Annotated in this window: 25 protein-coding genes; 20 read left to right on the top strand and 5 right to left on the bottom strand. The window is 63.3% G+C overall.

All coding sequences use genetic code 11. The features are described 5' to 3' along the window. The first annotated feature begins 351 nt into the window (after positions 1-351). From DBIPINDM_RS29915 to DBIPINDM_RS29955, 9 genes are all read left to right on the top strand, one after another. Positions 352-597 (top strand): DUF680 domain-containing protein, encoded by a 246-nt coding sequence (locus tag DBIPINDM_RS29915; RefSeq protein WP_258582572.1) that lies wholly within the window; start codon positions 352-354, stop codon positions 595-597. Positions 598-638: 41 nt separating this feature from the next. Next, on the top strand, positions 639-857 hold the full coding sequence (locus DBIPINDM_RS29920; RefSeq protein WP_258582573.1) for a DUF680 domain-containing protein: 219 nt from the start codon (positions 639-641) through the stop codon (positions 855-857). A 114-nt stretch (positions 858-971) separates the two neighbouring features. After that, positions 972-1,943: an MBL fold metallo-hydrolase gene (locus DBIPINDM_RS29925; protein ID WP_258582574.1), complete on the top strand. Its 972-nt coding sequence runs from the start codon at positions 972-974 to the stop codon at positions 1,941-1,943. Between the two features lie 31 nt (positions 1,944-1,974). After that, on the top strand, positions 1,975-2,454 hold the full coding sequence (locus DBIPINDM_RS29930) for a tetratricopeptide repeat protein (protein WP_258582575.1): 480 nt from the start codon (positions 1,975-1,977) through the stop codon (positions 2,452-2,454). A 339-nt stretch (positions 2,455-2,793) separates the two neighbouring features. Next, on the top strand, positions 2,794-3,315 hold the full coding sequence (locus DBIPINDM_RS29935; RefSeq protein ID WP_258582576.1) for a DoxX family protein: 522 nt from the start codon (positions 2,794-2,796) through the stop codon (positions 3,313-3,315). 284 nt (positions 3,316-3,599) lie between these two features. Further along, entirely contained in the window at positions 3,600-3,863 is a 264-nt protein-coding gene (locus tag DBIPINDM_RS29940; protein ID WP_258582577.1) for a DUF680 domain-containing protein, read from the top strand. 190 nt (positions 3,864-4,053) lie between these two features. Next, entirely contained in the window at positions 4,054-4,377 is a 324-nt protein-coding gene (locus DBIPINDM_RS29945) for a DUF2934 domain-containing protein (protein ID WP_258582578.1), read from the top strand. A 31-nt stretch (positions 4,378-4,408) separates the two neighbouring features. Continuing rightward, positions 4,409-4,558, top strand: coding sequence for a hypothetical protein (locus DBIPINDM_RS29950; protein ID WP_013894378.1), 150 nt, complete (start codon positions 4,409-4,411; stop codon positions 4,556-4,558). A gap of 252 nt (positions 4,559-4,810) precedes the next feature. Beyond that, positions 4,811-5,203 (top strand): hypothetical protein, encoded by a 393-nt coding sequence (locus DBIPINDM_RS29955; RefSeq protein ID WP_258582579.1) that lies wholly within the window; start codon positions 4,811-4,813, stop codon positions 5,201-5,203. 531 nt (positions 5,204-5,734) lie between these two features. On the opposite strand, the gene DBIPINDM_RS29960 is transcribed toward DBIPINDM_RS29955, so the two are convergent. Continuing rightward, complete coding sequence (locus tag DBIPINDM_RS29960; protein WP_258582580.1) at positions 5,735-6,169, bottom strand: hypothetical protein; 435 nt, start codon at positions 6,167-6,169, stop codon at positions 5,735-5,737. A 296-nt stretch (positions 6,170-6,465) separates the two neighbouring features. Here DBIPINDM_RS29960 and DBIPINDM_RS29965 point away from each other — a divergent pair, with 296 nt between their 5' ends. Further along, complete coding sequence (locus DBIPINDM_RS29965) at positions 6,466-6,615, top strand: hypothetical protein (RefSeq protein WP_013894378.1); 150 nt, start codon at positions 6,466-6,468, stop codon at positions 6,613-6,615. A gap of 137 nt (positions 6,616-6,752) precedes the next feature. On the opposite strand, the gene DBIPINDM_RS29970 is transcribed toward DBIPINDM_RS29965, so the two are convergent. Continuing rightward, positions 6,753-7,298: a hypothetical protein gene (locus DBIPINDM_RS29970; RefSeq protein WP_258582581.1), complete on the bottom strand. Its 546-nt coding sequence runs from the start codon at positions 7,296-7,298 to the stop codon at positions 6,753-6,755. Between the two features lie 691 nt (positions 7,299-7,989). On the opposite strand from DBIPINDM_RS29970, the gene DBIPINDM_RS29975 reads away from it, so the two are divergent. Beyond that, positions 7,990-8,832: a hypothetical protein gene (locus DBIPINDM_RS29975; RefSeq protein ID WP_258582582.1), complete on the top strand. Its 843-nt coding sequence runs from the start codon at positions 7,990-7,992 to the stop codon at positions 8,830-8,832. Positions 8,833-8,867: 35 nt separating this feature from the next. Here the strand turns inward: DBIPINDM_RS29975 and DBIPINDM_RS29980 are convergent, their stop codons facing one another. Then, positions 8,868-9,821 carry a hypothetical protein gene (locus tag DBIPINDM_RS29980; RefSeq protein ID WP_258582583.1) on the bottom strand — a complete coding sequence of 318 codons (954 nt, stop codon included), beginning with the start codon at positions 9,819-9,821 and terminating at the stop codon, positions 8,868-8,870. A gap of 187 nt (positions 9,822-10,008) precedes the next feature. On the opposite strand from DBIPINDM_RS29980, the gene minC reads away from it, so the two are divergent. The 3 genes from minC to minE all read left to right on the top strand — a co-directional run bounded on the left by minC (position 10,009) and on the right by minE (position 12,028). Continuing rightward, positions 10,009-10,836: a septum site-determining protein MinC gene (minC, locus tag DBIPINDM_RS29985; protein ID WP_258582584.1), complete on the top strand. Its 828-nt coding sequence runs from the start codon at positions 10,009-10,011 to the stop codon at positions 10,834-10,836. 107 nt (positions 10,837-10,943) lie between these two features. Then, positions 10,944-11,759, top strand: coding sequence for a septum site-determining protein MinD (gene minD / locus DBIPINDM_RS29990; RefSeq protein WP_095200673.1), 816 nt, complete (start codon positions 10,944-10,946; stop codon positions 11,757-11,759). Then, positions 11,756-12,028 (top strand): cell division topological specificity factor MinE, encoded by a 273-nt coding sequence (minE, locus tag DBIPINDM_RS29995; protein WP_258582585.1) that lies wholly within the window; start codon positions 11,756-11,758, stop codon positions 12,026-12,028. The genes minD and minE overlap by 4 nt, the downstream gene beginning before the upstream one ends. A 294-nt stretch (positions 12,029-12,322) precedes the next feature. Here the strand turns inward: minE and DBIPINDM_RS30000 are convergent, their stop codons facing one another. Both DBIPINDM_RS30000 and DBIPINDM_RS30005 read right to left on the bottom strand, forming a co-directional pair. Next, positions 12,323-13,564 carry an ATP-binding protein gene (locus DBIPINDM_RS30000; protein ID WP_258582586.1) on the bottom strand — a complete coding sequence of 414 codons (1,242 nt, stop codon included), beginning with the start codon at positions 13,562-13,564 and terminating at the stop codon, positions 12,323-12,325. Continuing rightward, positions 13,561-14,286 (bottom strand): response regulator, encoded by a 726-nt coding sequence (locus DBIPINDM_RS30005; RefSeq protein ID WP_258582587.1) that lies wholly within the window; start codon positions 14,284-14,286, stop codon positions 13,561-13,563. Before DBIPINDM_RS30005 ends, DBIPINDM_RS30000 begins: the two co-directional genes overlap by 4 nt. Positions 14,287-14,493: 207 nt before the next feature. On the opposite strand from DBIPINDM_RS30005, the gene DBIPINDM_RS30010 reads away from it, so the two are divergent. The 6 genes from DBIPINDM_RS30010 to DBIPINDM_RS30035 all read left to right on the top strand — a co-directional run bounded on the left by DBIPINDM_RS30010 (position 14,494) and on the right by DBIPINDM_RS30035 (position 24,233). Next, positions 14,494-15,192: a hypothetical protein gene (locus DBIPINDM_RS30010; RefSeq protein WP_258582588.1), complete on the top strand. Its 699-nt coding sequence runs from the start codon at positions 14,494-14,496 to the stop codon at positions 15,190-15,192. 126 nt (positions 15,193-15,318) lie between these two features. Then, positions 15,319-15,531, top strand: coding sequence for a hypothetical protein (locus tag DBIPINDM_RS30015; RefSeq protein ID WP_258582589.1), 213 nt, complete (start codon positions 15,319-15,321; stop codon positions 15,529-15,531). Then, entirely contained in the window at positions 15,512-16,666 is a 1,155-nt protein-coding gene (locus DBIPINDM_RS30020) for an efflux RND transporter periplasmic adaptor subunit (RefSeq protein ID WP_258582590.1), read from the top strand. The genes DBIPINDM_RS30015 and DBIPINDM_RS30020 overlap by 20 nt, the downstream gene beginning before the upstream one ends. Then, entirely contained in the window at positions 16,663-19,812 is a 3,150-nt protein-coding gene (locus tag DBIPINDM_RS30025) for an efflux RND transporter permease subunit (protein WP_258582591.1), read from the top strand. Before DBIPINDM_RS30020 ends, DBIPINDM_RS30025 begins: the two co-directional genes overlap by 4 nt. Further along, entirely contained in the window at positions 19,796-21,061 is a 1,266-nt protein-coding gene (locus DBIPINDM_RS30030; protein ID WP_258582592.1) for an efflux RND transporter periplasmic adaptor subunit, read from the top strand. Before DBIPINDM_RS30025 ends, DBIPINDM_RS30030 begins: the two co-directional genes overlap by 17 nt. Positions 21,062-21,065: 4 nt before the next feature. Next, positions 21,066-24,233, top strand: coding sequence for an efflux RND transporter permease subunit (locus DBIPINDM_RS30035; protein ID WP_258582593.1), 3,168 nt, complete (start codon positions 21,066-21,068; stop codon positions 24,231-24,233). Positions 24,234-24,240: the final 7 nt, after the last annotated feature.

The following is a 24,240-nucleotide window of genomic DNA, read 5'->3' on the forward strand; positions in this document are numbered from 1 at the left end:
TTTTGTCGAGGCGCAAATCCCCGAAACGGCCCAGCGACGGTTGCTCAACAAGCATGCGACACCTCGAATCAAGCAAAGTGCCTGATACAGAATCACGCCGAAAGCCGAGACCGCCAGCCCTCCTCAAGCCGAGAGTCAATCCGCCGCACCCCACTCCTAGATGTGTGCATTCCGTAGCCACTTTTGTGGGGGCGAGGAACCCAAGTTCTGTACGCCCCCAGCCCCCCAATCCCCCCTTCTAAAAAAATCTCACACCCCCCGGGAATAAAGCACCGCCCTGCCGGGTCTTCACTACAGCGAGGCCAATCTGCCGGCCCGCGACCCGAAGAAACGAAACAAGGATTTACGGAGATGACCAAGCTCGCTCTCAGCGTGGCCGCGATGTTGCTTGCCTCGAGCTCTGCCTTTGCCGGCAGCGACCATTTCGGCGCCGACAATGCCAACCAGCCTGTCGCTACTGTCGACACCAATGCCACCGCGTCCATCCCCTACACGCAGCAGAACGGCGTCGACACCAAGGTGACGACCGCGCCGAGCCAGGGCTCGGTGCAGGACATCATCAACCGGCACAACGACGAAGGCCTCTGGGGCCGCTGAGCGCGCCTTCAAGCAATCTCTCAACAATAGGAACCATCGACATGAAAAACATCGCTCTCACCGCCGCCGCGATCCTCGTTGCCACCGGCGCCTTTGCCGGCAGCGATCATTTTGGCGACCGCACCGTCAATCCGACGGCCGCCACCGTCGACAACAGCTACACCGCCTCGATCCGCAAGCCGGACATGGTTCGGCACGGCATGCAGGCAACGACCAAAACTGATGCGGATGAACCCGGCCAGGGCATCTGGGGAAACTGAGTTCAGGGGTTGGGACAGCCTCGAGGTCCCGGCCCGGTCCGCAATCAGGACGGGGGGCCATGTGGCGTGGCCCTCCGTCACCTCTGCCGCCACGCAACCCACAGGAGATTACCCATGTTCAGCATGACACGCCGCACACTGCTTGGAACCGCCACTGCTGCCGCTGCCTTCGGCCTTGCCGGCAAGCTCGAATTCACCCGCCCCGCTTTCGCTGAGACCCCCGTGGAGCCGACCGTCGGCTTCTACAAATACACGGTCGGCGACATCGAGGTCACCGCCATCTATGACGGCATCTGGAAGAAGCCGCATGACCCGGCCTTCATCAAGGATGTTTCCGTCGACGAGACCAAGGCAGCGCTCGCCAAGGCAGGGCTGACCACCGACTTCATGCCCATCCCGCTCACCGTCGTCGTGCTCAAGATGGGCGGCAAGCTGATCATGATGGATGCCGGCTCGGGCGTCGGCCAGTGGCAGGCCAACGCCACGCACCTGCCGGCCAACATGGCCGCTGCCGGCATCGACTACAAGGCGATCGACACCATCATGATCTCGCATTTCCACCCCGACCATGTCTGGGGCCTGATGGAGAAGGGCACCAACACGCCGGTGTTCCCCAATGCCGAGCTGATCGTCAACGCCACCGAATACAATTGGTGGACCGACCCCAGCCGGCTGGCCAAGCTGCCCGAAGGCCGCAAGCCGGCGGGCAAGCGCATCGCCGAGAATTTTCCGAAATGGAAGAACTGGAAGCTGGTCGAGGATGGTGCGGAAGTCGCGCCCGGCATCCAGATCATCGCCGCCCCCGGCCACACACCAGGTCATTCGGTCTACCTCGCCAATTCCGGCAAGGAGCAGCTGATGATCTCGGCCGACACCATGTATGTGCCGGCGCTTCTGGCGCCGCATCCGGAGTGGCAGGGCAGCTACGACCAGGATGGGCCGACGGCCATCACCACGCGCCACAAGATCATCGACCGGGTGATTGCCGACGGCATCCGCATTTCCGGTTCGCACTTCCCGTTCCCGGGCACCGGCGTCTTCGTCAAGGACGGCAATGCCTACGGCTTCACTCCTGTCCAAATTTGAGCGTGAGCTCCCAAACCAAGCGAGAAAGACAATGAAACAATCCTTCCTGGGCAAGCACGCCCTCTACGGCCTGCTCGGCGCCATTGCCGTGCTGACCGTGGTTCCCGTCGCGACAATCATGCCGGCCTATGCGGTCGACGACATCGAGGGCACTGACGCGCCCGACCTCACCGCCGTCCAGGCCAAGATCGCCGCCAAGGATTACAAGGGCGCGCTGGCCGATCTGCGTGATCTGGCGCAGGACAACCAGCAGGCCGATGTCTACAATCTGCTCGGCTTCACGCTGCGCAAGACCGGCGACTTCACCACCGCGCTGACCTACTACAACAAGGCGCTGGAGCTGAAGCCCGACCACAAGGCCGCCCGCGAATATCTGGGCGAGCTCTATGTCGAGACCGGCGACATGGACAAGGCCAAGGCGCAACTGGCCTCGCTGCAAAAACTCTGCCCCGCCGGCTGCGACGAGCTTTCCGACCTGCAAAAGGCCATCGACACCAAGGTGACGCAGTAAGTTCCCCCTCACCCGGATTGCCAAGACCGAATTGCAAAGAGCAATTCGGGGCAATCCGACCTCTCCCCGAGGGGAGAGGAGGGCGCCGGCGTTGACACAAGTCTCTTCTCCCCAGCGGGGAGAAGGTGGACGCGAAGCGGCCGGATGAGGGGGCCTTGGCGCTGACTCGTGCGGCCGCCATGAATCACAGTTTGGGCGCTCGTGGCTGGCGCCCATTGCCGGAGCCGGCGCCTCTCCCTCGAGCCGGCTCCGGCCTTTTCGAAGATCCCATCCGGCAAACGCCGCGCGCCCCACGGCGCGCACCGCGCTTGCCTGCGACCAAAAATTGGAGGCTGACCCATGACACCGAACGAAATCGCTGCGAAGCTCACCGGCCTCGCCACGAAATACCACATCAGGGACGTGACCCTGCTTGCCGGCCGCCTGCTTATGTCCTTCATCTTCCTGCATGAGGGCGTGACGCTGGCCACCCATTTCGACGGCGCCGCCAAGGCGATGGCCGCGCAAGGCGTCGGGCTGCCGCTGTTCGTCGCCACCATCGCGCTGCAACTGGGAGCAGGGCTCTCGGTGGCTTCAGGCCTGCTGACGCGGCTGGGCGGCATCGGGCTCGGCCTGTTCTGCCTGGCAACGGCCACGCTGTTCCACACCAACTTCGCCAGTCAGACCGAGCTGTTGAATTTCGAAAAGGATCTGGCGATATCAGGCGGCATGTTCGTGCTGGCCGCTGTCGGCGCAGGCAGGATTTCGCTGGACTGGCTGCTGGCCCGCTACCTGCAAAAGCGCCAGCGCGACAAGGAAATGGTCAGGGCATTGCTGGCCGTGGAGAACGAATTCACGCTGGATGTACGGCTGCCGGTTTGAACGGCGCGCAGCGCTTTCCGGCCGCATTCCACGCAAAATTCCACTCTTTCAGCGGTTCTTACCACGCTGGCGACCACGCTCGCACAAACACCACGCCCTTATTGAAGTGGCCAACAGCGCAACAACGAACCGAGACGGTCGTGCGCTGACAGCCTGCCACCGCAAAGATCCAGCGAGGGTCGCGGTTGGCCGGTTTCGCCCGAGGGCATGAACAGACAGCCTCACGAACGCGATGCGGGCGGCGCGTCGAGGCCGATGTCAACTTCTAGAGATGGAGACTTGAAATGAAGAAGATCATTCTCAGCATCGCTGCGCTCCTGTTCGCCTCCGGCATGGCTTTTGCCGGCAGCGACCATTTCGGCTCGGACTTCGTCCCCGCCGCCAGCAGCTACCCGACCACCCATTCGATGGGGTCGGGCGGCGCCAAGGCGGTCGACCAGAGCGTCACTAAGAGCGTCACCAAGAGCATCACCGACAGCGCGGCCGAGGGAAGTGCGACCTCCGGCATGCCTGCACCGGGTTATGGCCAGGGCATCTGGGGCCACTGACACCAAGGCCGGCCAGTACGGCCGACATCCAGGCGGCGGGCTTGCCCGCCGCCTGGATCATTTTGGGCTCTGGCCGGCGCCTCGCCTCTTCCCACCCATCCAGCAATTCCACCCGGACCAGCGATCACGCAAATTTTTTGGATCAATCCCACCAACTCGGCGTTCATCCCTCACACAAGGGAGAACGACAATGATCGACGACCGCAACGACAAGATCCGTGACCGCGCCTACGCAATCTGGCAGCGTGAAGGCGGCGCCCATGGCGACCACGAGCGGCACTGGCACCAGGCCGCGATGGAGATCGACAGGGAAGCCGCTTTGCCGCTGACAGCCGACGACGCGCTGCCGCAAACCCGTGAGATCGCCAGCACCGACGTGCTGGAGGTCGAGCAACTGGCCGTGCGCACCGGCATATCGGGCGACGAGGCGCAGGACCTGATCGACCGCCTGGGCGCCGACCGCGCCGCGACAGAGCAAGCCGCCCGCAGCCTCAAGGCCAAGCGGAAATCCTGAGCGGGGCCAAATCCTAACTGGGGAGAGCGAGATGATCCGCAAACTCAAGGACGGAAAATACCGGCTTTATTCACGCAAGAAGGACGAGAAGACCGGGAAGAGGCGGAACCTGGGGACGTTCGAGACGCGCGAGGCGGCAGAGAAGCATGAGCGGGAGGTGCAGTATTTCAAGCGGCATTGACCTCGGGGGCGATAGTGAAGTGCCGGTGTCGAAGCGGCAAGCGGGGCTCCTTTCAAGCGCCCCCGCTGACGAAGCGCTGCCGCAGCCGGAGGCCTGTGACATCCCGGCTCGCAGACCACCGCCGGAAGCGACAATGTTTCCCGTTTGCGCCCATTCGGCTAAGCTGCGACGGACGCAAAACCCGATCTGGAGTGAGGCCGCCGGGGGGAATTCGATATGCGGACCAGGTGCGCAATCCTGATGGGGCTTCTATTGATCGCTCCCGCAGCCGCGGAGGACGCGCAGTGCCCGAAAGGTATTCAATTGGAGGCGGACATTAAGGCCACGCCCGATTGCCTGGCCGCTCACAAATTGCACCAGGCCTGCGCCTGGGGATCAAGCGGCGACGAATTTATGTCGGAGGCCGTGATCGACAAATGCGAGGCTGGATTTCTCGATCAGCTGACCCGCAAGCAAAAGCGCCTGTATCAAAAGCGCATCGGGGCATGCGGCGAACGCTATCCCGCCACCGAGGAGGGCGGGTCTATCCAGATATACCTGTCATGGATGTGTGACGAGGATCTCGCGGCGACCTATTTCAAAGCCGCAAAGGGCGGGCAAATTGCGGGAACGCCACGCTGGCGGGTGCCCAATCTATCTCAGTGAACCGATTGTCCGTTTCGGGAAGCTGGACTATCCGAAATCTGAGACGTCAGCGGACTTCTCGACCCGCGATCATCGCGCCGATTGGACCGGTCCACGGATGCCCGAAGCATCGAGAGCGCAACCCCAAATCCTTGGCTTATCTCAGCCCTGGCCTGACTGCTGCTCGCCCTTGTCGACAGGCAAGCTCAATGGCGCGGCCGCCTCCGGGCAACCGTTCTGAATTTTTTTCCATGACGAAATGTTGAGATTCATGTCGCATTGCACGAGTTCTGGACCCGACGGCAATTGCAGGCACGTAAATTCGCCATGATGGAAAATGTGGCCGTTGGCGAGACATTGACAATCCGCTCGCGCGGACGCCGCGGCGAGCACTGCGCAAACCAGCACGCAAGAGGCCAAAGTCATCCTCATGCAACATCGTAGCACAATCCGGAGCGATCGGTAATGGCCGCGTGGAACTCGACGCTCCCGCCTGCCGCAAGGCGCGGCCACCTGTGCACGTCGATGGACCGAAGGAGCCAGGCGTGCAACTCATCCCTCGACCGGCTCTTCGTAGATGCCGATGATGAGGAGCCATGCGCCTGAAATCAGGAAGGCGAACAGGACGATGGTTCCAAGGGCCGCGATGTAGAGGCCCACGCCGCGCCCGAGAATAAGCAAAATCGCGCCTGCAACCTCGGCCAGGTAGCACATCGTGCCGCCAGCCAGCCGGGGCCCGGTCAACCCGACGGAACTCATCCCCGCCATGATGGCTGCAACATACCCCCTGACGAATATGAATGTTGCTATGCCCCAGAGGAAAAGCCATTCGAAGCCAAGTGCCGGAAGATATTGACCTCCCAGAAGCGCAAGGCTGCATGCCATGAAAATCGCGCTGAAGCCCGACAGCATGTTGATTGCCCGGTTCTTGTGCGTCGTGTTGCGGACAATGCGTTCGGGATTGATCGAGATGGCGACGAAGATCAACCCGGCAAGCCCTGCCGCGCCGCCACCCACCATGACGAAGAAATTAGTCCATTGATCCAACATGACTTGCCCCTCAGGTCCGAGCTTCAGGCGGCTCGATGGAGGCTAGCATAGCTGCGTTCTCGAACTCCACGGGGCGAGACAGCCGATCGTGGGGTTTCGTCGTTCTACGTTCGCACCGGCACGGCGTTCATCCCTCACCCAACGAAGGAATCACGATGGCCGACGACCGCGACGACAAGATCAGCCTCAAGGCCAAGCGGAAATCCTGATCGGGCCAAACCAGGGAGAGCGAGATGATCCGCAAACTCAAGGACGGCAAATACCGGCTTTATTCGCGCAAGAAGGATGAGAAGACCGGGAAAAGGCGGAATTTGGGGACGTTTGAGACGCGGGAGGCTGCGGAGAAGCATGAGCGCGAGGTGCAGTATTTTAAGCGGCATTGAGGGGGAAGGGCCGACACGTCTCCGTGCAGATCACAGCAGGCATCGGCCCTATCATGAGGCAGCAACCCTTGCGGCAGCCTTCTTTAGTGCCTCCCTACCACAAATGCGGTCCCGTGGCGTAGCTAGTCTAGCGCTAACTAATTTTGGGAAGGCGCTTTTTTCCGAAGGCGGGACCATTTCCTGAACACCATCACCTGCCATTCGATTGGCTTATTGTAATCTGGGTTAGTCGTGTGGGTCAGTTTATTTAGGAAGCTTTCAGGAATCAAAGTGCCTTCTGCCGATCCAACAAGCGCTACCAAATCCGTAATGGCCTGTTTGAGGCAACTTCCGCAGATGTCGCCCCAGTTATAGTTCAAAGTCATTGATTGCAGTTTTACGGGAAAAAGGCGAGCGACATACCTCCAGTTCCCATACCGTCCTTCACCGAGTACATCAGATATAGCGTCGTAGACAGCCTTGTATTTTTCTGACGCCTCCCTCGCACCTACCACCAACAGGATACCGCGGTTGCGAAGGTAACGTCCGCAGCGCTGAAGGTCCACTTTTAGGTCTATTACTTGCTCAGCAGTTGTCAGAAAATTGCTCAGCACAATGAAGTCATACCGATGCCTGACAGTTATTTTGTGAAACTCAGGCTCCCCATCATCATTCCAATCTTGAAACGCCCTTGTTTCGTCCAACGGAAGGTCCCTAAATTCCAAGAAGGATCCGTGATGGTATGGAACGTGCCAACGCATCCCACTCGTGTTCGATACATTTGCGTACTCCGTAAAATGATGAAGCCATGATCGAAAGCGTTGACTGCGCTCTACATAGTCAATTCGGAATCGAGGGTGTTGATTTCCGGTAGAATCGTCGCCGGCCACGCCAAGTAGATTAACGTAAAAATCCGAGATGGCGAACATGGACGGCCCAGGTCCTGTCCCAACATCCAGTATGTCAATAGCACGGTTTCTGATCGGTATCACTCTTTGGGCGTGTAGATTTTCCAAGGTTATCTGGAATCGATGATATCGATCTAGGAAGTGGAGCAGAGCATAAGCCTCAGCCGTTCCCTCTTCATCGTATGTGATAGTGTCGCAGTATTGAAGGACGTTTAGAAGCTGCTTGCCCACTGACTGGGCAAGCTGTGCGTCGTCGCTAAGCCTCCATGAGAGGAACCCCCGGATCAGGACATCGAGTTCCACGAATCGCTTGTGTGGCGTAAACCCATGATGTTTATCCGTCATGATTTGGTCTGAACTCCTGATTGGAGAGCGTTTCTGCAAAAAGGGCATATCAAGTCTATCAATTCAGAAGCTTCATACCTTTGTGCCTACCCTGTGATGTTCCATGCAACGACTACATTATCTCGATCCGCTAGGTAACCGAGTGCCGGCGCTTGAACGCAACATCTTGCGCCTGCGCTCGATGCAAATCGTGCTGGTTCTGTTCTACGCTGAGCAGCTCAAACAAAAGGTGCTAAACCTGATCCAGAATACGGACAAGTTTCACTCTCGCATGGTTAGCGGCACAACGGAGCGGGCGCCGAAGGGCGCGAAGGGTCAAGTGAAGAAATGCCTCAATGCTCTGATGGCAGATGGGGCGATTTCAACGGCTGAGAAAGATGAGATCAAGCGACTGATCGATTACCGCAACGTTGTTGGCCATGACATCCACGAATTGGTCGCCGATCTTAGCACCGAGCGCTATATCCGTGCGAGCCTCGATTTGGCACCCGATCGCTCTGCTGCCTACGACTATGAAGCTGCTGATCGACTCCGCCACTATCTCCACTTGCTTAGCGAGCGGCAGATCAAGCATCACTACATTGGCACGATTAGCATGGACAGCCTGACGTTCATCTCGGCCGAGCGCACGTTACGCGCCGACATTAAGAAACTGAAGGGGAAGATCCAGAGGTTGGCAGATGAACGAAACAAGAAAATTCACGAACTGAACGAACAGCTAAAACTGGAAGACACGGTAGGAAACGAAGGTTATCCCGATCACCCACTGAACCAGTATGATGATAAACGTTTGACCAGGCGCGGGCAGGAGATTTGCTACCGGCTGTTCGATAAGGGCAAGCAGCCGATGGCTATCGCGCACCTGATGGGGATTTCGCTCACGGCCGCACGCAAGCGCAAGGGCATGTGGGACCAAGCCACCCGGCCTACTGTTGACCTTGACAGCCTACCACGCCGGAAATTCTATCGACGCGATCGTGATTGATGTCAGTGGATTGCAGGTGAATAGCTCGCCGCAGTCTAGCCCGCTTGATGCTGCTTCTCGATCATTTTCCGGGATACTACTTTCGTGTGATCGCGTTCGCGATACCGCCTCGCGAATTCTTCGTCGCTGAGTTCCTCATGGCCATAGTCCGCATAGTCTAAGTGTCGCCAACCTGCATCTGGCGACAGCTCCATGCCATAGAGGAGGCCAACGAATCCGCTGTGTGGGATAATGTAAGCACGTACAAATGGGTCATTCTCGTAAGATCGCTTCACGAACTGCGCTCCTGGAGTGCCCTCGATAAACCAAGGTTGGCGGCCGAAATATCCGAACTGGTTGGAGATGATGTGATCTAGTCGCTGCAGGGCGTCAAGGGCATCATCGCGCAACAAATGATAAGTGTCTGGGTTGAAATGGATTGAGCGATTGCGAAGCTCGCCCAGAAGGAGAAATTCGGCCCCGACTCCGTCAGCTAAGACTTTCCAGTCAGTCAAAGCGGAGATCACAATTGGCCAGTTATCGAAAGACTTTTTGCGATAGAGATTCCTGTAATGCGGGGAGGACTTGAAGCTATGTCGAAGGTCCAGCACAAGATGGTTGAGTATGCGCTCGCCGAGTGCGCAGGCGGCAACCAATGCGGGATAGTACGCCCCTGTGACAAAGGCTCGGCGAGCCTGCTCATGCAGCGTGTTATGATATGCTAGCACGGACATTGACTTTGGACCCAAGTCTGCCGCGTTTTTGACGATATTCTCTATATGGCGTGTGCCGTGCTCATGCTTTAGTCGCTCTATGAGTTGGGTGCGGTTCTCGTTGTGAACGCGTTTGACTTCATCCTCCCAGTGCTCCTCCGGATCCTTGAGGATCAGCGACGTCGAGTCGAAATCAAACGAAAAGGGATGATAGCGGCGGGCGCCCCGGTCTGAGAGATCGGCGTGGCCGTCGTAATGATAGAGACCGTTCGTTAGATCGGCGATTGTTTTGCGCATTTCCCGCAGCTTTCCGATTGATGCAACCCGACTTCCAGACCCTGCCCGGTCGGTCTCAAGATACTCGAAGTCGGTCGCTATTTTCCACGGGATCGATTGACTGTGCCACCTCTTATTGGCCCCCCCATTAACCATTCGTTAACCATTCCCTCGCTAGCGTTTACCTCTCAGTAAGGATTCGCCAGCCGTGACCTTTGCCGCTCCCCTCGAGGCCAAATCCATTCGCTTTCGTGCACGCTCTTTCGTCGCTTTCACATTGACCCCGGAAGCGCCCATGGTGGAGTGGCTGCAGGGGCTGGACCACTGGATCGGCAACTCGCCGGGCTATTTTGCCGGGCGGCCGGTGCTGCTGGATTTGAATGTGCTCAAGCCCGCGGTTAGCGAGATCGCAGCACTTGTGGCTGAGCTTTTCACGCGCGGCATCCGCATCTATGCCATCGAGCTTGAGGGGGCGGCACTCGGCCCCGACCTGCCGCCTTTGCTGGTCGGCGCCAAGGAGGCGACGACGGATGGGCTGCTGCCTGGCCGCAAGGGTGGGCAAGAGGTTTCCGGCAGGGAAGGCAAGGCCGAGGGCAGGGCGCCGGACCACCGCATGGATGCGCGCGCCGATGCTGGCAGCGTTGCGAAGGGCAAGGCTGGCGCAAGCAAGGCTGATGAAAGCGAGCCGCAGGTTTCGCACTACGATTCGGGCACGCTGATGATCAAGGCGCCGATCCGCTCCGGCCAGGCGATCATGCATGCGCATGGCGATGTCATCGTGCTGGGCTCGGTCGCGTCCGGTTCGGAGATCGTCGCCGCGGGCTCCATTCACGTCTACGGCACGCTGCGCGGGCGCGCTTCGGCGGGGGCGCTCGGCAACACCGGCGCGCGCATCTTCTGCCGCCGCAACGAGGCCGAGCTTCTGTCGGTCGACGGCTGGTACATCACCGCCGAGGAGATGGAAGGGGTGTCGCGCGGAAAACCGGTGCAGGCCTTCCTCGACGGCGAGGGCCTGCGCGTCGAGACACTGAGCTGAGAAAGGCCGTCAGGGCGGCCGACTGAGAAACAGGCCGGTGCGGCCGACTAAAGGCCGGCAAGCCGGCCCGGGACAACAAACGAACAACAACGACGGAGGCTTTTTTCATGGGCAAGGTAGTGGTGGTCACTTCGGGCAAGGGGGGCGTCGGCAAGACCACCTCGACGGCGGCGCTCGGTGCGGCCGTGGCCAAGACCGGCAAGAAGGTGGCGCTGGTCGATTTCGACGTCGGCCTCAGGAATCTCGACCTGATCATGGGTGCGGAACGCCGCGTGGTGTTCGACCTCGTCAACGTCATCCAGGGCACCGCAAAACTGTCGCAGGCGCTGATCCGCGACAAGCGGGTCGACACGCTGTTCCTGCTGCCGGCCTCGCAGACGCGCGACAAGGACGCGCTGACCGAGGAAGGCGTCGGCGAAGTCATCGACAAGCTGCGCTCGGTGTTCGACTATGTGTTCTGCGACAGCCCGGCCGGCATCGAGCGCGGCGCGCAGCTCGCCATGCGCTTTGCCGACGAGGCGGTCATCGTCACCAATCCGGAAGTGTCATCGGTGCGCGATTCCGACCGCATCATCGGCCTGCTCGACGCCCGCACCATGCGCGCCGAACAGGGCGAGCAGATCGCCAAGCACGTGCTGGTCACCCGCTATGACGCGGGGCGGGCCGCGCGGGGTGAAATGCTGTCCATCGACGATGTCCTGGAGATCCTGTCGGTGCCGCTGCTCGGCATCATCCCCGAGAGCCAGGATGTGCTGCGCGCCTCCAACCTCGGTTCGCCCGTCACGCTGTCGGAGCCGCTCAACACCGCCGCCAAGGCCTATATCGACGCCGCAAGGCGGCTGGAAGGCGAGGACCTGCCTGTTGTCGTTCCCTTCGAGCGCAAGGGCTTTTTGGACCGTCTGTTGGGAAGGAGGGCGGCATGAACGTCTTCGACCTCTTCAAGCGGCGCTCCAGCGCGCCGGTGGCGCGCGAGCGGCTGCAAGTGCTGCTCGCCTATGAGCGCCGCAACCGCAGCCAGCCCGACCTCGTCTCCATCCTGCGCGAGGAGATCATGGCGGTGATCGCCAAGCATGTGCAGATCGACCAGGATTACCTCCAGGTCTCGATGGAACGCGGCGAGACCATGTCGACGCTGGAGATCGATATCCAGATCCCCAACAAGAGCGCCGTGCCGATGGCGATCGCGGGGTGATCTTTACCTTCCCCCTTTGTGGGGAGGGTTGGCTCGCAGTCGGAGCGAAGCGGAGATTGCGAGCCGGGGTGGGGTCTGCGCGACGCTGCAAGACTTGGGTTCCGTGAGGCCAGCGCCAGTACCCCCACCCGGACCTGCGGTCCGACCTCCCCACAAGGGGGAGGTGGGGAGCCCAGTTTTTACACGCCTCGATAAGAACGCTGTTCCGCAGGCGGGCAGGGAGCCTCTTCACCCTCCCCCTTGTGGGGAGGGTCAATCCGCAAAGCGGATCGGGGTGGGGGGCTGCGCGGCCCCTCACACCGCCTTGAACACCACCGTCTGCGCCAGCCCACCCCCCTTGCGGTTCTCCAGCGTCACGGTCCCGCCATAGCGCTCGATGATCTCCTTGGCGATGGCCAAGCCCAGGCCGGCGCCGGGGATGAATTGCTGGCGGCCGGGGTCGACGCGGAAGAAGGGCTCGAAGGCCTTGTTGATGAGGTCGGGCGGGATGCCCGGGCCGTTGTCGGAAATGGTCAGCACGGCGCGCCTGTCGGTGGCCGCAAGGGCAATGGTGCAGGCCTTGCCATGGGTGGCGGCGTTGACGATCAGATTGCGCAGCGCCCGGCGCAGGCCGAGTGCGCCGGCGCGCACCGATACCTTGTCCAGATGGCCGATCGAGACGGCATGGCCGAGCGAGACCATCTCGGCTTCGATGTCGCGCACCATCTTTTCCAGGTCCATCGGCTCGACGGCATCCTGGTTCACCTCCTCGCGCACCAGGCGGATGGCGCTGTCGGCGATACGGTCGAGCTCGTCGAGATCGTGAAGCCATTTGTCGCGCTCCTCGTCTAGGAATTCGGCGCGCAGGCGCATGCGCGTCATCGGCGTGCGCAGGTCATGGCCGGCGGCGGCGACGAGGCGCATGCGGCTCTCCATGGCAGTGCGCAGCCGCGACGAGAGCTGGTTCAGCGCATGCGCCGTCGCCTTGACCTCGGCCGAGCCCACTTCCGGCACCGTAGCCAGCACACCATCGCTGCCGATCTTGGATACGGCGGCCTCCAGCATTTCCAGCGGCCGGATCAGCACCGAGGTGAAATAGACCGAGACGGCGGTGGCGCCGGCGACGATCAGCGAGATCCAGCCGGCCAGAACCAGCCATTCGCGCCCGGGCGGCTTGAGGTGCGGCACCTCCATGATCGCCCAGCGATTGTCGGGCAGTTGCACCGAGGCCAGCTGGCCGGGTTCGTCCGGCTTCTCGCTGACGATGGCCAAAAGGTTGAGGCCGCGGCGGTGCAGGATGTCGTTGAGCATCGTCGTTTCCGCACGGGCGACCTTGCCGTCGGCCGGGCGGTCGCTGAATTGCACGCGCAGCACATCCGGGATCGGCCCCGGCAGCAGGCGCACCACGAGTTCCATCTGCTGCGCGATCCAGGGCACCGTCAGCTCCGGCGGCGGCCCGCCGCCGCGCACGCTGATGACGGCGGCGGTCGCTAGGCCGACGACACCGACGATCGAAAGGATCAGCAGCAGGATGAGGCGGCGGCGCAGCGAGTTCACGCTTGCGCCTCCACCGCCTCGACGCGGGCTGTGAGCTGGTAGCCGCCATTGCGCACGGTCTTGAACAGCGGCCCGTCGCCAGTGTCGGAGAATTTGCGGCGCAGCCGGCTCATCAGCACGTCGACCGAGCGTTCGAGCGGGTCGCGCTCGCGGCCTTGCGTGAGATCAAGCAGCTGGTCGCGCGACAGAAGCCGGCCGGGGCGGTCGAGGAACACCTGCAACAGGTCGAACTCGGCGCCGGTGAGGTCGATGAGCTCGCCCCGCGCGTCCGTCACCTTGCGGGTGTCGGGTTCCAGCCGGTAGCTGGCAAAGCGGTAGATGCGCGCGCGGGGGGCGGGCGCCTCCTCGGGTGCGGCGCGCCGCAGCACGGCGCGGATGCGGGCGGTGAGTTCGCGCGGGTTGAAGGGCTTGCCGAGATAATCGTCGGCGCCGAGCTCCAGGCCAATGATGCGGTCGACATCTTCCTTCAGCGCCGTCAGCAGGATGACAGGGATGTGCGGTTTGCGGTCGCGCAAGGTGCGGCAGATGTCGAGCCCCGACCCGTCCGGCAGCATGACGTCGAGCACGACGAGATCGAACTGGCCCGCGCCGAGTTTCTGCTCGCATTCGCGCCGGTCGGCCGCCACCGAGACGCGAAAACCCTGGCCGTCGAGGTAGCGGCCGAGCAGCGTGCGGATTTCGCGGTCGTCGTCCACGACGAGGATATGGGGTTGTGATTGCATGATCGGCCCTTGCTTAGCCGTGATTATAGGGAGAGCGCGCGCCAGCGGCATGGAAAATTGCAACGCAATGTTTCCGACGGGCCGCCAGAAACGTTCGGAAACAAATTGCCCCTTTGCGGAAACCTTCGGCAACACGCCGACGCGAAGCAGACAAACACGCTTCCTATCCTCATGGCTGTCCGATGCATGAGAGAAAGGAACACCGTCATGCGAAGCAGACTTCTTGCGCTCGGCCTGTTTTCCGTCGCCGCAATCCACCCCGTGCTGGCGGCACAGCCCGATGCCGGCGCCGCGCCCGGCGAGCCCCCGGTCATCGCTCAGGATGGACCGGACCATGGCCCCATGCCCTGGTTCGGCCAGAATGGGCCGCATGGGCCGATGCGGCACGGTCCGCAGGGCTTTGGCCCCGAAGGCTTCGGCCCGCACCGTATGGGACCACCGCCGGAATTCATGCTGGCCGCCCGGCTGGCGGCGCTGGAGACGCGCGTTGGCATCCGCAGCGAACAGCTCGATGCCTGGCGCGACTATACCAGCGCGCTGCAGGCGGTGCTTGCGCCGCCACGGCATGATCGCGGACCCGGCGGTACCGGTGGCCCCGGCCCGGGTGAGCCCGAGGCCAAGGGCCCCGATGCGGGGCCGGGCGGCAAACCCGATCCCTTCGCCTTCCAGGAAAGGCTGGCCGACGAGGTTACGGCGCGCGCGGCTTCGGCGGCCAAGCTGAAAGACGCGATCGCCGAGCTGCGCACCAAGCTCACGCCCGAACAGCTCGAAATCCTCGCTTCGGCGGAACGCCCCCACGGACCACCCCCCGGTCCCTGGGGCGGCCCGCCGGAAGATGCAGCCGGACCTGGAGGTCCGCCCGACCAGGGCGGACAGCTTCCGCCACCCCAGCCCGGGAATGGCTGACAACTCCGTCCGGCTGCGCCGGCCGGCCCGGTGTCCAACCCGTTCTCGGGCCGGCCGGTATTTTCAGGGATGGCGGGCCATGTCCGCCATCCCACCGTTCAAATCATCCAAAATGGAAGCACGGCAATGTGGGAAGCCATGATGATGCTGCGGCTGATCGCATCGATGAGCCCGAGGCTTTCGCTCGGCCAGCGCGCCAGCCATGCCGCCACGCCGGCGGCGCTGCCGGCCGATACGCTGAAGGGCGCGGTGCGCTTGCACTTTGCCGCCTGGCGCCTGTCGCTGCCGGTTTCGCAGCAGCCCAACGGCCACGGACATCATGACCGCAAGATCGCGTAAGACCTATCTTGTCCTGGCGGGCGTGCTGATCGTCCTGGTCGCCATGGCGGCGCTGAGGGCCTATGGGCGTGGCGCGATTGAGCCCGCGGCACAGGCGGTCGCGACGCCGCGGGCCAGCCTAACGGTTGCGGTCGAAAAGGTGCGCTCCGAGGCAATCGCCTCGTCGATCAGCGCCACGGGCACCGTCGCCGCCTGGCAGGAAGCAGCCATCGGCGCCGAGACATCGGGCCTCAAATTGACGGAAGTGCTGGTTGGCGAAGGCGACCATGTGCGGGCCGGCGACGTCGTCGCCCGGCTCGATGCCTCGGTGCTGAAGGCACAGCTGGCGGAGCAGAAGGCCGCGGTCGACCAGGCGCAGGCGACGCTGGACACCGCCGTTTCGGCCGCCGGCCGCGCCGACAGGCTGCTGGCCAGCAAGGCAATCAGCGCCGAGACGGCGGAGGACAAGGCGACCGCCGTCAAGACCGGCCGGGCCGCGCTCGAGCAGGCCAAGGCCGCCACTGAGCGGCTGCAGGCCGAACTCGACCAGGCAACCATCCGCGCGCCCTTCGACGGTGTCGTCTCCAGCCGGCCGGCGGTTGCCGGTTCGATCGTCCAGGCCGGCACCGAGCTGATGAAGATCATCCGCGACGGCAGGCTGGAGGTCGGCGTGCTCGTTCCTGAAAAGGACCTTCCTTCGGTCTCGGTAGGGCAGGCGGCCAATGTCGTCGACGCTTCGGGCCGGACCTTTGCCGGCAGCGTCTCTTCGATCGCCGAGACGGTCAGTTCGACGACGCGGCTCGCCACCGTCTATGTCGCGCTCGGCGCGGGCTCGGGCCTGAAGCCCGGCATGTTCGCCCGCGTCTCGATCGCTGGCGCCGCCTCGCAAAGGCTCAGCGTCGCCGAGGCCGCCCTGGTCTGGCAGGACGGCAAGCCCAGGGTTTTCGTGGTCGACGCCACCGGCAAGGCCGCCGCACGCATGGTCACCACCGGCGCGCACCAGAACGGCCGCGTCGCCATAGAAAGCGGGCTGTCGGAGGGTGACAGCGTCGTCGTCGCCGGCGCCGGTTTCCTCAGTGATGGCAATCTGGTGCGTATCGCCGATGCGCAAGCGGGCACTGATGCCGCCGGCAAGGTGACGGAGGCGGCGCGATGAACGCCATTTCCTCCTGGTCGATCCGCAACCCGGTGCCGACTATCGTGCTGTTCCTGTCGCTGACCATTGCCGGCCTCTACGGCTTCATGCAGCTGCGCACCAACAACATGCCCGATATCGACCTGCCGACGGTCACCGTCACCGTCTCGCAGCCGGGCGCGGCACCGAGCGAAATGGAAGTGCAGGTGGCGCGGGTGGTCGAGAACGCCGTGGCGACGCTGGAAGGCGTCGACGACGTTTCGACCTCGATCAGCGAGGGCTCGTCCGTCACCACGGTCGAGTTCACGCTAGGCATCGATCCGGAGACCGCCACCAACGATGTCCGCAACGCCGTGTCCGAGGTGCAGTCGAGCCTGCCGGCGGCCGCGCAGACGCCTGTCGTGGCCAAGATGAACGCGACCGGCAATTCGGTGCTGACCTATGTCGTCAAGGCGCCGTCGCTGTCCCCGGACGCGCTGAGCTGGTACATCGACAATGATGTCGCGAAGGCGCTGCTCGGCGTCGACGGCGTCTCCAAGATCACCCGTTCGGGCGGCGTCGACCGCGTCATCCGCGTCGAGCTCGATCCGGACCGTCTCGCCGCGCTCGGCATCAGTGCCGGCGATGTCAGCCAGACGCTCGCCTCCAACAACGTCAACCAGCCGGGCGGCCGCACCAGTGTCGGTGGCCAGGAGCAGTCGGTGCGCACGCTGGCCAGCGCCGGCACCGTCGAGGCGCTGGCCGACACCCGCATCGCGCTGTCGGGCGCCGGCGGCGTCAAGCTCTCGGATCTCGGCCGCGTGGTCGACAGCTGGGAAAAGCCGCGCCAGGCCGCCTATCTCGACGGCAGGCAGGTTGTCGCTTTCAACGTCTACCGCTCGGTCGGCTCGAGCGAGATCGACGTGGTCAAGGCCGCGCGCGCCGCGATCGCCGGGATCGGCGAGAAGACCGACACCGCCAAATTCACCGAAGTCACTTCGTCCTCCGGCTTCGTCCAGGAAAGCTATGATGCCGCATTCGAGGCGCTGTGGCTCGGCGCGTTGCTCGCCATCGGCGTCGTCTGGCTGTTCCTGCGCGACATCAGGGCGACGCTGGTTTCGGCAGTGGCCATGCCGCTGTCGCTGATCCCGACCTTCGCTGTCATGGCAGCGTTCGACATCTCGCTCAACAACATCACCTTGCTGGCGCTGTCGCTGGTGGTCGGCATCCTCGTCGACGACGCCATCGTCGAGATCGAGAACATCGTGCGCCATATGCGCCAGACCGGCGCCAGCGCGTACCAGGCGGCGATCGAGGCCGCCGACGAGATCGGGCTTGCCGTGGTGGCGACCACGGCGACGATCGTGGCGGTGTTCCTGCCGGTCGCCTTCATGCCCGGTATTCCCGGAAAATTCTTCTTCTCCTTCGCCGTTGCCGTCTGCGTGTCGGTGCTGTTCTCGCTGCTGGTGGCGCGCATGCTGACGCCGCTGATGGGCGCCTATCTGGTGCGCGCCGGCGGCCATAGCGAGGACGATCTGCCAGCCTGGGTGCCGACCTATCTCTGGCTTCTGCGCAAGGCGCTCGACCATCGCTGGATCACGCTTGTCGCCGGCATCGCCTTCTTCGCCGGTTCGATCGGGCTGGCGACCAAACTGCCGACCGAATTCATGGCAGCGACCGATCGCGGCCGCTCGATGATCTCGGTCGAGCTGCAGCCGGGCTCGACGATCGAACAGACGACCGCCGTCGTCCAGGACATCACGCGGCGCCTGAAGGACGAGCCGGCCGTCGACAGCATCTTCGCCACCATCGGCACCGCGGCCGCCTCGGGCGGCGGGCCGAACCGGGGTTCGACATCGGCCGAGGTGCGCAGCGCCAACGTCACCGTCGATCTGAAGCCGCGCGGCGAGCGCAGCGTCAGCCAGCAGCAGTTCGAGGCCGAGGCCTCACCGAAGCTCAACGATATTCCTGGCGCCCGTATCCAGTTCGGCGCCGACGGCTTTGCCGGCGCCAAGGTGGCGATCACGCTGGTCGGCGACGATGGCGAGGCGCTGCAGAGAGCGAGCGATGCGCTGATCGATGGAATGAAGTCGGTGCCCGGCCTCATCAACCCGACCTCGACGGCGGCGACGACCAAGCCCGAACTGATCGTGCGCCCCGACAGCGCCAGGGCCGCCGAACTCGGCGTCACGCCGACCGAGATCGCGGCGACGGTCAAGATCGCCACCATCGGCGACACCGACACCAGCCTGGCCAAGTTCAACCTCGGCGACCGCCAGGTGTCTGTTGTCGTCACCTTGCCCGACGGTGCCATCGACGATCCGGCGAAACTGGCCGTCCTGCCGCTGATCGGCAGCAAAGGCACGGTGCCACTGGGCGCGGTCGCCGATATCGGCTTCAATGCCGGGCCAAACAGCATCACAAGGGTGGGGCGCAGCCGCAGCGCCACTGTCGAGGCGGATCTTTCCGGCCTGACGCTCGGCCAGGCGACCGCGACCATCCATGCCTTGCCTGCGATGCGCAACCTGCCCGCCGGCGTGCATGAACTGGCGCGCGGCGACGCCCAGCGCATGCAGGAGCTGTTTTCCGGCTTCGCCACAGCGATCGCCGCCGGCATTTTGCTGATGTACCTGACGCTGGTGCTGCTGTTTCGCGGTTTCGTGCAGCCGGTGACCATCCTGGTCGCGCTGCCGCTGTCGATCGGTGGTGCGCTCGGCTTCATGCTGATGACCGGCAAGGCGCTTGGCATATCGCCGCTGATCGGGATATTGATGCTGATGGGCATCGCGGCCAAGAACTCGATCCTGCTTGTCGAGTACGCCCTGGTCGCCGAGAAGGAGCGTGGCATGAGCCGCTTCGACGCACTGCTCGACGCGGCCCGCAAGCGGGCACGGCCCATCGTCATGACATCGATCGCCATGGGCGCCGGCATGCTGCCGATCGCGCTCGGCATCGGCGCCGACGCCGAGACGCGGGCGCCGATGGCGATCGCCGTAATCGGCGGGCTCATCTCCTCTACGGTGCTCAGCCTCGTCTATGTTCCTGTCGTCTACACCTTCATGGACGACATCCAGCGCTTCCTCGGCCGGCATCTCGCCCGGCTCCTGGTGGAACGATCCGATCCCGACAGCCAGACGGCGACCGCAACTCCAGCGAAAGATCATCCAGGCCATGTCTATCCAGTCTAGCCCGTCTTCCCTGCCGGTCCGCCGGCTCGCGCCCTGGGCCGCAGCGCTTGCCGTCACGGTTCTTCTGGCGGCCTGTTCGCAGGAGGGGAGCAAAGCTCCCGCCGGCATGGGCGGCGTCGGCAAGCCGGAGGTCGGCGTCGTCACGCTGCATCCGCAATCGGTGGCGATCACGGCCGAACTGCCGGGACGCACGTCAGCCTCGCTCACCGCCGATGTGCGCCCGCAGGTCAACGGCATCATCCAGGCACGGCTGTTCAAGGAGGGCAGCGAGGTGGTGGTCGGGCAGCCGCTCTACCTCATCGATCCGGCGAGCTACCAGGCAGCCTATGACAGCGCGCAGGCAGCCCAGCAGAAGGCCGAAGCGGCGGTGCCGACGGCGCAGGCCAAGTTCGACCGCTATGCCGGCTTGTTGAAGCAGAACGTTGTTTCCAAACAGGATTATGACGATGCCGCGGCAACATTGGCCCAGGCCAATGCGGATGTGGCATCCGCCAAGGCCAGTGTCGAAACCGCGCGCATCAATCTCGACTACACCAAGATCACCGCGCCGATCGCCGGCCGCATCGACAAATCATCGCTGACGCCGGGCGCCCTGGTCACCGCCAATCAGGACACCTTGCTCACCACCATCCGTTCGCTCGATCCGATCAATGTCGACGTCACGCAGTCGAGCACCAATTTGCTCAATCTGCGCCAGGCCATCAATGAGGGCCGGCTGAAGTTCAGCGGCCCCAATGTCAGCGTCAAGCTGAAGCTCGAGAACGGCACCATCTACACGCAGACCGGCAAGTTGGAATTCGCCGGCGCCAATGTCGACCAGACGACAGGCACCTTTGCGCTGCGGGCCGAATTCCCCAATCCCGACCGCCTGCTTCTGCCGGGCATGTATGTGCGGGCGCTGGTCGAGGAGGGCGTCGCCCAGAACAGTTTCCTGGTGCCGCAACGCGCCGTCACCCGCAACACCAAGGGCGAGGCAACCGCCATGGTCATCAACGCGCAAGGGAAAGTCGAGACGCGTGTGCTGGCCGTCCGCAACAGCGTCGGCAACAACTGGCTGGTGGATTCAGGCGTCGGCGATGGCGACCGCGTCATCGTCGAGGGCCTGCAACTGGTGCGCCCCGGCGGCGACGCGACGGGTGTCGAAGTGACGATCGACGAGACGACCGGCGAGGTGAAGGACCGGGCGCAGACCTCTTCGGCCGCACCTTCCACCTCCAAGATGGCCAGCAATCAGTCGACCGGGAACTGAGGCGATGTCAGCATTCTTCATCAACCGGCCGATCTTCGCCTGGGTGATCGCCATCGTGATCATGCTGGGCGGCCTGCTCGCGCTGACCACGCTGCCGATCTCGCAATATCCGCAGATCGCGCCGACCACGGTCAACATCAGCGCCAACTATCCGGGTGCTGATGCGTCGACCGTCGAGAACTCGGTGACCAAGGTCATCGAGCAAGGCATGACCGGAATCGACAATCTCGACTACATGACGGCGACCTCGACTTCGACCGGGGCGGCCACGATTACGCTGACCTTCACCAGTGCGGCCGATCCCGACACCGCCCAGGTGCAGACACAGAACAAGCTGCAGCTGGTGCAGTCGCAGCTGCCGCAGGTGGTGCAGAGCAACGGCATCACCGTCTCCAAATCCTCGACCGGCTTCCTGATGGTCATCGGCTTCGTCTCCAGCGACGGCAAGATGAACTCGACCGATCTCGCCGACTATGTCAACGCCACCATCAACGACACGCTGAAGCGCGTTGCGGGTGTCGGCTCGACGCAACTGTTCGGCTCCAGCTATGCCATGCGCATCTGGCTGGATCCCGACAAGCTCGCCAAATATACGCTGATGCCGAGCGACGTGGCTTCGGCGATCCAGGCGCAGAACACGCAGGTCTCGGCCGGCCAGCTCGGCGGCATGCCGCAACGCAAGGGCCAGCAGCTCAACGCCACGGTGACGGCCAAGAGCCGGCTGCAGACCGCCGAACAGTTCCGCAACATCATCCTGAAGAGCCAGACCGACGGCTCGCTGGTCCGTCTCAACGACGTCGCCACCGTCGAGCTCGGCGCCCAGAGCTATACGACGGCCGCCAGATACAATGGCCAGCCGGCGGCCGGCGTCGCCGTCAACCTGGCGACCGGCGCCAACGCCATCAGCACGGCGGAAGCGGTGCGCACGACGATCAACCGGCTGAGCCCGACCTTCCCGCAAGGCGTCGAGGTCGTCTACCCCTACGACACCTCGCCCTTCGTGCGGCTGTCGATCGAAGAGGTGGTCAAGACGCTGGCCGAAGCGATCGTGCTGGTGTTCCTGGTGATGTTCATCTTCCTGCAGAATCTGCGGGCGACGATCATCCCCACGATCGCCGTGCCGGTGGTGCTGCTCGGCACGTTCGGCGTGCTGTCGCTGTTCGGTTATTCGGTCAACACGCTGACCATGTTTGCCATGGTGCTGGCCATCGGCCTTCTGGTCGACGACGCCATCGTCGTCGTCGAGAATGTCGAGCGCGTCATGCAGGAGGAAGATCTGTCGCCTAAGGAGGCGACGCGAAAATCGATGAACGAGATCACCGGCGCGCTGGTCGGCATCGCCACCGTGCTGTCGGCGGTGTTCGTGCCGATGGCCTTCTTCGGCGGCTCGACCGGCATCATCTACCGGCAGTTTTCGGTGACCATCGTCTCGGCGATGGTGCTGTCCGTTCTGGTGGCGCTTGTGCTGACGCCCGCCCTTTGCGCCACCATCCTGCGGCGGCCCAAGGACCATGCCACGCAGACCGGTCCGTTCGGCTGGTTCAACCGCGTCTTCGACCGCGGCACATCAGCCTATCGCGACGGCTCGCACGGCATCATCAACCGGTCCTGGCGCTTCCTCGCTGTCTTCCTCGCCATCGTCATCGCCATGGGCTGGATGTTTGCCCGGCTGCCGAGTTCGTTCTTGCCGGAAGAGGACCAGGGCATCCTGATCACCAGCGTGTCGCTGCCGGTCGGCGCGACGCAGGACCGCACCGAGCGCGTGCTGGCTGAGGTGACCGACCACTATCTCAAGGAGGAAAAGGACGCTGTCCAGGGCGTCTTCACCGCTTCCGGCTTCGGCTTCGGCGGCGCCGGGCAGAATGTCGGTATCGCTTTCGTGCCGATGAAGGATTTCAGCCAGCGCAAATCGCCGGCTTTGGCGGCGCAAGCGGTTGCCGGCCGCGCCATGGGCGCCTTCCGTAAGATCAGGGATGCGCAGGTCTTCGCGCTTGCGCCGCCCGCCATCCAGGGTTTTGGCAACACCAATGGCTTCGACTTCTACCTGCAGGACGTCAACGGCGCCGGCCATGATGCGCTGATCCAGACGCGCAACCAGCTTCTGGGTCTTGCCGCGCAGAGCAAGGTGCTCGCCAACACCCGCCCCAACGGCCAGGAGGACCAGCCGCAATTCTCGATCGACATCGACCAGGAGAAAGCCAGCGCGCTCGGCGTCAGCCTCGCCGACATCAACAACACGCTGTCGAGCGCCTGGGGCAGCGACTACGTCAACGATTTCATCGATCGCGGGCGGGTGAAGCCGGTCTATATGCAGTCGGACGCGAACTTCCGCATGCAGCCGGAGGATCTGGACAAATGGCAGGTGCGCAATGCCAGCGGCGCCATGGTGCCGTTCTCGGCCTTCGCCTCCAGCCACTGGACATTCGGTTCGCCGCGTCTCGAACGCTACAATGGTTCGGCGGCGGTCGAGATCCAGGGCGCGGCGGCCGCGGGGGTGAGCTCGGGTGCCGCCATGGACGAGATCGACAGGCTGGTGGCGCAGCTGCCCGCCGGATATTCGCATGAATGGACCGGGCTGTCGCACCAGGAACGGCTTTCCGGCAACCAGGCGCTGTCGCTCTATGCGATTTCGGCGCTGGTCGTGTTCCTGTGCCTGGCGGCACTTTATGAGAGCTGGTCGATCCCGTTCGCGGTCATGCTGTCGGTGCCGATCGGCATTTTCGGCGCGCTCGCCGCGGCGACGCTCTTCGGCCAGACCAACGACGTCTATTTCAAGGTCGGCCTGCTGACGACGATCGGCCTCGCCGCCAAGAACGCCATCCTCATCGTCGAGTTCGCCATCGAGCGGCAGGCCGCCGGCATGGGGCTGGTCGAGGCGACGCTGGAAGCGGCGCGACAACGATTGCGGCCAATCCTGATGACGTCGCTGGCCTTCATCCTCGGCGTCACGCCGCTGGCGATCGCCAGCGGCGCCGGTTCAGGCGCGCAGAACTCGGTCGGCATCGGCGTGATGGGCGGTATGATCGCGGCGACGGTGATCGGTGTTTTCCTGGTGCCGCTATTGTTCGTAACGGTGCGGCGCATCTTCAAGGGCAGGGCGGCCAAACAGGATTCTGGGCCAGATCTCGGGCAAGACACGGACGAAAAGCCGGCGACAGCCAACCAGCAATAAGGAAACT

The sequence above is a fragment of the Mesorhizobium sp. AR02 genome, assembly GCF_024746835.1.
Classification (GTDB): domain Bacteria; phylum Pseudomonadota; class Alphaproteobacteria; order Rhizobiales; family Rhizobiaceae; genus Mesorhizobium.

What these genes read in the sequence shown, in the direction of transcription:
- DBIPINDM_RS29915 (WP_258582572.1), top strand. Translation starts at nt 352, where the DNA reads ATGACCAAGCTCGCTCTCAGCGTGGCCGCGATGTTGCTTGCCTCGAGC.
- DBIPINDM_RS29920 (WP_258582573.1), top strand. Translation starts at nt 639, where the DNA reads ATGAAAAACATCGCTCTCACCGCCGCCGCGATCCTCGTTGCCACCGGC.
- DBIPINDM_RS29925 (WP_258582574.1), top strand. Translation starts at nt 972, where the DNA reads ATGTTCAGCATGACACGCCGCACACTGCTTGGAACCGCCACTGCTGCC.
- DBIPINDM_RS29930 (WP_258582575.1), top strand. Translation starts at nt 1,975, where the DNA reads ATGAAACAATCCTTCCTGGGCAAGCACGCCCTCTACGGCCTGCTCGGC.
- DBIPINDM_RS29935 (WP_258582576.1), top strand. Translation starts at nt 2,794, where the DNA reads ATGACACCGAACGAAATCGCTGCGAAGCTCACCGGCCTCGCCACGAAA.
- DBIPINDM_RS29940 (WP_258582577.1), top strand. Translation starts at nt 3,600, where the DNA reads ATGAAGAAGATCATTCTCAGCATCGCTGCGCTCCTGTTCGCCTCCGGC.
- DBIPINDM_RS29945 (WP_258582578.1), top strand. Translation starts at nt 4,054, where the DNA reads ATGATCGACGACCGCAACGACAAGATCCGTGACCGCGCCTACGCAATC.
- DBIPINDM_RS29950 (WP_013894378.1), top strand. Translation starts at nt 4,409, where the DNA reads ATGATCCGCAAACTCAAGGACGGAAAATACCGGCTTTATTCACGCAAG.
- DBIPINDM_RS29965 (WP_013894378.1), top strand. Translation starts at nt 6,466, where the DNA reads ATGATCCGCAAACTCAAGGACGGCAAATACCGGCTTTATTCGCGCAAG.
- DBIPINDM_RS29980 (WP_258582583.1), bottom strand. Translation starts at nt 9,821, where the DNA reads ATGCGCAAAACAATCGCCGATCTAACGAACGGTCTCTATCATTACGAC.
- minD (WP_095200673.1), top strand. Translation starts at nt 10,944, where the DNA reads ATGGGCAAGGTAGTGGTGGTCACTTCGGGCAAGGGGGGCGTCGGCAAG.
- minE (WP_258582585.1), top strand. Translation starts at nt 11,756, where the DNA reads ATGAACGTCTTCGACCTCTTCAAGCGGCGCTCCAGCGCGCCGGTGGCG.
- DBIPINDM_RS30005 (WP_258582587.1), bottom strand. Translation starts at nt 14,286, where the DNA reads ATGCAATCACAACCCCATATCCTCGTCGTGGACGACGACCGCGAAATC.
- DBIPINDM_RS30010 (WP_258582588.1), top strand. Translation starts at nt 14,494, where the DNA reads ATGCGAAGCAGACTTCTTGCGCTCGGCCTGTTTTCCGTCGCCGCAATC.
- DBIPINDM_RS30015 (WP_258582589.1), top strand. Translation starts at nt 15,319, where the DNA reads ATGTGGGAAGCCATGATGATGCTGCGGCTGATCGCATCGATGAGCCCG.
- DBIPINDM_RS30020 (WP_258582590.1), top strand. Translation starts at nt 15,512, where the DNA reads ATGACCGCAAGATCGCGTAAGACCTATCTTGTCCTGGCGGGCGTGCTG.
- DBIPINDM_RS30025 (WP_258582591.1), top strand. Translation starts at nt 16,663, where the DNA reads ATGAACGCCATTTCCTCCTGGTCGATCCGCAACCCGGTGCCGACTATC.
- DBIPINDM_RS30030 (WP_258582592.1), top strand. Translation starts at nt 19,796, where the DNA reads ATGTCTATCCAGTCTAGCCCGTCTTCCCTGCCGGTCCGCCGGCTCGCG.
- DBIPINDM_RS30035 (WP_258582593.1), top strand. Translation starts at nt 21,066, where the DNA reads ATGTCAGCATTCTTCATCAACCGGCCGATCTTCGCCTGGGTGATCGCC.